Origin of the sequence: Exiguobacterium indicum HHS 31 (assembly GCF_001939065.1) — a bacterium.
In the GTDB taxonomy this organism is placed as follows: Bacteria; Bacillota; Bacilli; order Exiguobacteriales; family Exiguobacteriaceae; genus Exiguobacterium_A; species Exiguobacterium_A indicum.
The window spans coordinates 276809-283671 of the sequence record NZ_MPSZ01000002.1; the positions used below are offsets into that span (position 1 = coordinate 276809).

7 protein-coding genes are annotated in these 6863 nt (G+C 49.5%); 4 read left to right on the plus strand and 3 right to left on the minus strand.

Features of this window, described 5'->3' with window-relative positions; genetic code table 11:
• Positions 1-6 precede the first annotated feature (6 nt).
• The gene (kynA, locus tag N179_RS09710) at positions 7-846 is read left to right on the plus strand and encodes a tryptophan 2,3-dioxygenase (RefSeq protein WP_075642791.1); all 840 of its coding nucleotides are present in this window, start codon (positions 7-9) and stop codon (positions 844-846) included.
• 13 nt (positions 847-859) lie between these two features.
• Positions 860-1483 carry an arylformamidase gene (gene kynB / locus N179_RS09715; protein WP_075642792.1) on the plus strand — a complete coding sequence of 208 codons (624 nt, stop codon included), beginning with the start codon at positions 860-862 and terminating at the stop codon, positions 1481-1483.
• A gap of 40 nt (positions 1484-1523) precedes the next feature.
• Here the strand turns inward: kynB and N179_RS09720 are convergent, their stop codons facing one another.
• From N179_RS09720 to cydD, 3 genes are all read right to left on the minus strand, one after another.
• Positions 1524-2165: a hypothetical protein gene (locus tag N179_RS09720; protein WP_075642793.1), complete on the minus strand. Its 642-nt coding sequence runs from the start codon at positions 2163-2165 to the stop codon at positions 1524-1526.
• Positions 2166-2290: 125 nt separating this feature from the next.
• Positions 2291-4000 carry a thiol reductant ABC exporter subunit CydC gene (gene cydC / locus N179_RS09725; RefSeq protein ID WP_075642794.1) on the minus strand — a complete coding sequence of 570 codons (1710 nt, stop codon included), beginning with the start codon at positions 3998-4000 and terminating at the stop codon, positions 2291-2293.
• Entirely contained in the window at positions 3997-5727 is a 1731-nt protein-coding gene (gene cydD, locus N179_RS09730; protein WP_075642795.1) for a thiol reductant ABC exporter subunit CydD, read from the minus strand. The genes cydC and cydD overlap by 4 nt, the downstream gene beginning before the upstream one ends.
• 208 nt (positions 5728-5935) lie before the next feature.
• On the opposite strand from cydD, the gene N179_RS09735 reads away from it, so the two are divergent.
• Both N179_RS09735 and N179_RS09740 read left to right on the plus strand, forming a co-directional pair.
• A complete protein-coding gene (locus N179_RS09735; RefSeq protein ID WP_075642796.1) occupies positions 5936-6418 on the plus strand; it encodes an Rrf2 family transcriptional regulator in 483 nt (160 codons plus the stop codon).
• A gap of 22 nt (positions 6419-6440) precedes the next feature.
• Positions 6441-6809: a nuclear transport factor 2 family protein gene (locus tag N179_RS09740; protein WP_029343141.1), complete on the plus strand. Its 369-nt coding sequence runs from the start codon at positions 6441-6443 to the stop codon at positions 6807-6809.
• Positions 6810-6863: the final 54 nt, after the last annotated feature.

The following is a 6863-nucleotide window of genomic DNA, read 5'->3' on the forward strand; positions in this document are numbered from 1 at the left end:
ATAGGAATGACAAAGACAGATCCTACGTCTATTGAAGCATCGATTCAAACGGATTTTAAAAAAGATATGTCCTACGGGGATTATTTGCAACTAGATCCATTGCTTACGAGTCAACATCGCTTATCGGGGCATCATGACGAGATGCTGTTCATCATCATTCATCAAACGAGCGAACTCTGGATGAAGCTGATCCTGCATGAGATGCGAGCAGCGACGCAAGCGGTCGCAAACGATGATCTCGAATCGTCGTTTAAGATGCTCGCACGCATTTCAAAGATTCAGCACCAGTTGATTCAATCGTGGAATGTTTTGTCGACCTTGACCCCTGCTGAATATCTAGAATTCCGTGATGCGCTTGGTCACTCATCCGGTTTTCAGTCGTATCAAAACCGTCAAATCGAATTCGCGCTCGGCTTCAAGAATGAGCAGATGCTAAAAGTGTATGCGCATGACGAAACACTCTATCCGATGATGCTCGAAGACTTGAAGACACCAAGTATCTACGACGAAACGATCCGGGCGATGGCGCGCCATGGGCTACCGATCGACGAATCCGTCCTTGAGCGTGATGTTACGCAAGACTGGACGCCGAATGCGAGTGTCGAAGCAGCCTGGGCAATTGTCTATCGTGATGTCGATCGGTACTGGGATCTGTATGAACTCGGTGAAAAACTACTCGATATCGGGAGCCAACAACAAATGTGGCGCTTCAACCATATGAGTACCGTCGAACGGATCATCGGACAAAAGCCAGGAACGGGCGGTTCGTCTGGTGTCAGTTATCTACGACGTGTGCTCGACCATCGGTTCTTCCCGGAACTGTGGTCAGTCCGCACGACATTATGAGGAGGATTCAGCAATGACACGATGGATTGATGTTTCACAACCACTTGATCGCCACGTCACGACGTGGCCGGGGGATACACCGTTTGAAGCAATATTGACATGGAATAAGGAAGACACCGGTTCCGTTAACGTCGGAAAGGTAACGATGAGTCTGCATACTGGCACTCATGTCGACGCGCCGTTTCATTTTGACGATGCCGGACAAAAAATCATCGACCTTGATCCGGATCTCTACATCGGACATGCGCGCGTCATTTACTTACCAGGTCGTACAGAAATCACAGCTTCTGATTTAGATGGCTTTGAGCTAAATGACGTCCAGCGCTTGATCATCAAAACGGATGGTTGGATCGACAAATCAACTTTCCCAGAAACGATTCCCGTCTTGACGCCAAGTCTTGCTGAACGTCTCGGCGAACTCGGGATTTCGCTGATTGGTCTCGACTTACCAAGCGTCGATGCGATTGATAGCAAGGAAATGGCAGCCCATCACGCACTAGCGCATCATGGAGTCCATATCCTTGAAGGACTCGTTCTCGATGCGATCACGCCTGGTGATTACCACCTCAACGCCGTCCCACTCCCGCTCGTCGATGGCGACGGTAGTCCCGTCCGTGCCTTACTTCGTCCATACTAAAAAATCCGTCTAGCAGGCTTTCTGCTGGACGGATTTTTTGTTACTTGGGTAGTGGTTCGAACAAACTGGCTTCGATTTGACGAACGATATGCCCAAGGACTGCAAGCGATGGATCGATCTCGAATCCTTGATCCAGAGAATGATTCGCTCCTTCAATAACATCAATCGTCAGTTGTGAGGTGCGACACGTTTCAAGTGCCGCTTCATCATAAAACTTATCGGCTGTTCCGATGACAAGGAGTCCAGCTTGCGACGATGTGGCGATTTGTTCGACTACTTCGGCTTCAAGAACGGGTGTTAAGAAGACGAAGCGTGCTGTCTGTAGATTCGGCTTAGCAAGCAATGCCGCTAGCGGAATCGTTCCTAACGACTTTGCGATGAACTGAACGTTTTCGTATGTATGTGTCGCAAGCACTTCTGAGACGACAGCGTCGACCCGGCGCGTCATGCAGACATTCGATTCTGCGTCTGTCATCGAAAAGAGCTCTTCCGTCACATAGTGAATACAGATGACATCGATGTCTCGAGCTAGTAGTGCCATCCGGCTGTAGTAGAAGTAAGGATGGTCGTACAAATAAGATGCTCCCGAGATCAAGAAGCAGACCTGTTTGGATCCCATTTGAAAATGATCATATGAAACGGTTGTCTGATCGACGACGATGGATGATTGTTCGATATGCATGAAATCCCTCCACACTTTTTCTAGACTTTACCATTTCAGAGATGGACTGTCATGTCTTTTTCGGCTCTCCCTTATAAACTAAAAAAGGCGATGCACCACATTGGTTCATCGCCAATCCTATATCTTTAGCCAATCGGAGCAAACACAGACTGTTCGACTTGTTTTAATTCATAGAACGCTCCTTGTCGCGCCATCAATTCGGTATATGTTCCGACTTCGATAACGTGACCTTGATCCATGACGATGATTTGATCCATCGCTTCAAGACCCGCTAACCGGTGACTGACGAGAACAAGTGTCGCGTCCTCTGCTCGCGTGAACAGTCGATTGAGAATCATCTGTTCCGTCAAAGCATCAACGGAAGACGTCGGTTCGTCAAGCAAGTAAAGCGAGGCTTCTCGCAAGAGCACACGAGCAATCGCTAAGCGTTGTTTTTCTCCTCCAGACAAGTTCTCGCCTTTTTCAAATACACGATCGTTTAATTCGAACGTCGTTAACCCAACATCATCGAGCGCTTGAAGCATCGCCTCGTCCGTTGCTGCTTCGTTCGCGAGCAATAGATTATCGCGAAGCGTTCCATAAAAGTAATGATTCTGTTGCAGCACGACATTTGCGTGTTGCCACAGTCCTTCCGGATCAACCGTCTGACTCTCTTGACCAGCAATCGTTAATCCGTCTGTCGGATACATCCGTAACATCAATTGAAGTAACGTGGATTTCCCGGAACCACTCGCCCCGACGATCGCCGTCTTCTTGCCGGCAGGAATCGAAACGGTGACGTCACGTAAGACCGGACGCGGTGCATCAGGGAACGTGAACGTCAACGCGTTCGTTTCAAAGGATGGTGCCTGATCGAGAACAAACGTGTCATAAGTTGGCTCTTCTTGCTCGGACACGACTTCATCAAGTCGTTTTGCAGCATGACGGCTATCTTCAAAGAAGCCTGGTAAAATCGCCATCGGTGCCGCATTCTCAAAGACCGTCAGCGATGTCATGACGAGTAAAGCGAGGAAGACCCCTTCGAGTTGTCCACTCGCGACGAGATAGGCACCGACACCAAGAACGAGCCAAGAGATGATCAGCGTCACCATCGTATTCAAGGCCAGGTTCGAGACAGCGTGTAATCCATTCCGTTTTTCTTCCTCGACATACCGTTTTGCGACGGCATTCAAGTCCTGTTCTTTTTGATCCAGTTGCTGGTAAATCTTTAAGTCACGATAGCCTTGGAACAACTCTGTCACTTCTGTCGACAGATCACCACGGCGGACACGAACCGAACGTGCGAAACGTTGTTCGCGGTACGCGAACCAACCCGGAATCAAGAAACCGGTCAGAATCAAACCAAGCAATAGAATCCCGGCAATCGTCCACGAGAAGAAACTGACGAAAAAGATCGTACAGAAGAAGACAAGCAACAAGACGATCGGTGGATAGAGAACACGTAAGAACGTATTTTGCAGACTTTCGACGTCACCGACGATCCGGGCAAGTAAATCCCCACTCCGGTATTTGCCGAAAATTCCTGGCGCGAGCGGCTCAAGTCGACGGTAAAACGACGTCCGGATATCACTGAGGATCGTAAACGTCGCCCGGTGCGAATAATAACGTTCCGCATATCGACTGACGGCGCGCGTCAGACTCGAAATTTTTTGCAACGCAATCAAGACGGCAAGCGTCTGGATCGGTGGCAATAAGGCTGCCTTTGAAATCAGATAACCACTTGCTGCGAATAACCCGACCGCTGTCACTCCGGCGAGGACACCGAAGAAGATCGACCAGGCGATATCGCGTTTTTGATGCACCATCAACCGAAAGACTCTTAGTAGTTCTTTCATCGTGTTTCCTCCCCTCTCTGGACGCTACGCATCCGCGCATATTCCGAATCACGCCCAAGCAGTTCATCGTGCGTGCCACGATCGACGATTCGTCCACCATCGAGGACGACGATTTGATCTGAGCGCTCGATCGTATGCAGACGGTGTGCGACAGTGATGACTGTCGCTGCTTGTCCAAGCTGTTCGATCGCTTGCTGAAGCAGTCGCTCCGTTTTGACGTCGAGTCCTGTCGTCGGTTCATCAAAGACGATGACGTTCGGTCGTTTCAAGAACGCTCGTGCCAACGCAACGCGCTGTTTCTCGCCGCCTGATAGACCACGTCCACCTTCTCCAATTACTGTGTCAATCCCTTCAGGTAACGTCGCAATCAACTCCTCGAGTCCTGCTGCCTGCGCCGCCTCAAAAATCTCTTCCGGCGTCGCTTGACGGAGTTCACCGATTGCGATGTTTTCTGCCAGCGTTCCGGCATACAGATACGGATGCTGCGAGATGTAGCTCAACTGACGGAACCAGCTCGCTTCCTCCACCTGACTGCGATTAATCCCGTCAAGCAGAATCCGTCCTTCTTTTGGATCCGCGAGTCCGGCAATCAACTGTAAGACAGTCGACTTACCGGCACCACTGCGACCGATCAACGCCACCTTTTGATACGGTTCAATCGCAAGTGTCACGTCTTGTAAGGCAAAGCGTCCTTCTTGATACGTAAAATCAACTTCATCCAAGACGATTCGTGGTGGACGGTTCATCGCAAGTTCTGATTGACCGAAGGCAACAGGACGATCGTCTGCTGTTAGTTCGGCTGCGATCTGTTTCGCTGCCGCGACACTACCTCGTCCCGTATGGAAGGCAGCTCCCATCTCTTTTAAGGCAAGATAGTATTCTGGTGCCAACACGAGCATCAGGAACGCCGGGATGAAGGTAATGCTTTGGAACAAAATCAAGCGCAGACTGACTTCAAGTGCAATCATTCCCATGCTGAGCATCGAGATGAACTCAAGCATCAACGACGACAAGAAGGCGAGCTTCAAGACCGTTAACGTCGCATCCCGGAAATCAAGACTACTTTTTTCGATGACGTCACGTTGTCGTTTCGCACGACCAAATAACTTCAAGGTCGTCAGTCCTTGCAACGTATCAAGGAACGTTCCCGAGAATGCCGTCATCTTCTCGAGTTGAGCATCCGCCCGCTTTTGCGTCATGATGCCGATGATGATGTAGAACAACGGAATGAACGGTGCTGTGATCATCATGACGAGACCAGTGATCCAGTCATAGCTGAATGCCGCGATCAAGACCATCAAGGGAACGATCGTCGTCTGGACGACTTTCGGCAAGTACTGACTGTAGTAGCTGTCCATCTCGTCTACAGCGTCGAGCAAGACACTGACCTTCTGTCCCGCTTGCCCTTGTAGCATCATCTCGACCGAACGACCTGTGTATTTCGCGACGAGTGCTTCCCGAAGCGCCTGCTTCATGTGTGCCGATAACGTCGTACCGAGACGACCGTTCCAATACGTCACGGCGACCCGGAGCAACAGCATTCCGAGGACGACGAGTAGTAACGGAATGACGGCTTCAAACGGTTGTTCTTTTAAGAAAATCCGATCGACCGTCAACACGATGCCGTACGATTGACCGATGACCGCAACCCCCATTAGGAAAGCTGCAATGATGAATTGAATGAGAATACTGCGTGGAATCTGGACGATTCCTTTTAATGGATTCATATACAAACGTCCTTTCACAAAGTGTGAACGACTTTTAGTGAATATTTTCACATATCGTACATTTAGTATACCGAATCCGGAACGGGGATGCCATGCAGATGCTGTCGAAAAGGTGTGACGGTTTTGTGAGAGCATAAAACTCGACAATTCTTTCGAATGAAACTATTATGGATATACATTATCCACGTTTAACGAAAGGGGACTTCTCATGCAAATGAAAACCGGGGTCGAGCAATCCGTCTACGCGATGTTGCTTTTGACCTTCCTTCCGGATCGCGCTGTGTTGCCCGGTGAATTCATCAGCCAGCAACTTGGTGCCTCGCCGACTTATTTCCAAAAGCTCTTACGAAAACTCGTCCAGGCGGATCTGTTGTATTCCGTACCGGGTGTCAAAGGTGGCTTTCGCTTACGACGTCCGGCAGACGAAATTCAAATCTTTGACATTTATCAAGCGATCGAGGGCAAGCAGACGTTGTATGTGTCAAGCGGTGTCTTTGAGGATTTGATGGGAATTCAGGAACAGGAAATCGGTCTACTCTCGAATCTGATGACAGAAGCGGAAGAGGCGTGGCAATCGACGTTGAAGCGCGAATCGATTGGCTCGATCCGTCAAGCAATCGACGCCTCCTGTCCACCGGAACATTTAGAACGGTTGCATGCGTTAATCACAGACCGGATGATGACACTTTAATGAACAGAAAGAGGTTTTTACTATGGTATTGAATCGTTATTTCGACTTATTCGACGCGTCACGCACGGACGCACAAGCTTTTGAGGATCTCGTTTCCTTATTCACGACAGACATCACGTTCGTTCTGAACGGACAACCAAAGCACGGCATCGACGCCTGGAAACAGTTCGTCCGTCATGTGTTCACGGCGAATCAGGATATTAAGCACATGTATGCGGGCTGGGAAGAAACAACACCCGGAACGTATGAAACACGCTGGGCAGTTTGCGGAAAACGGGCAGACGGTAGTGTCTTCACACAAGACGGAAAAGATATCGCACGTCTCGATGAAAACGGACGGATCGCTTACCTGGAGAACGTTCCAGATGATCCGACGATGTTCCGTTCATAAGATTACTTTTAAATACCAAAAAAACCTGTGTTCCGCGAAAGCAGAACACAGGTT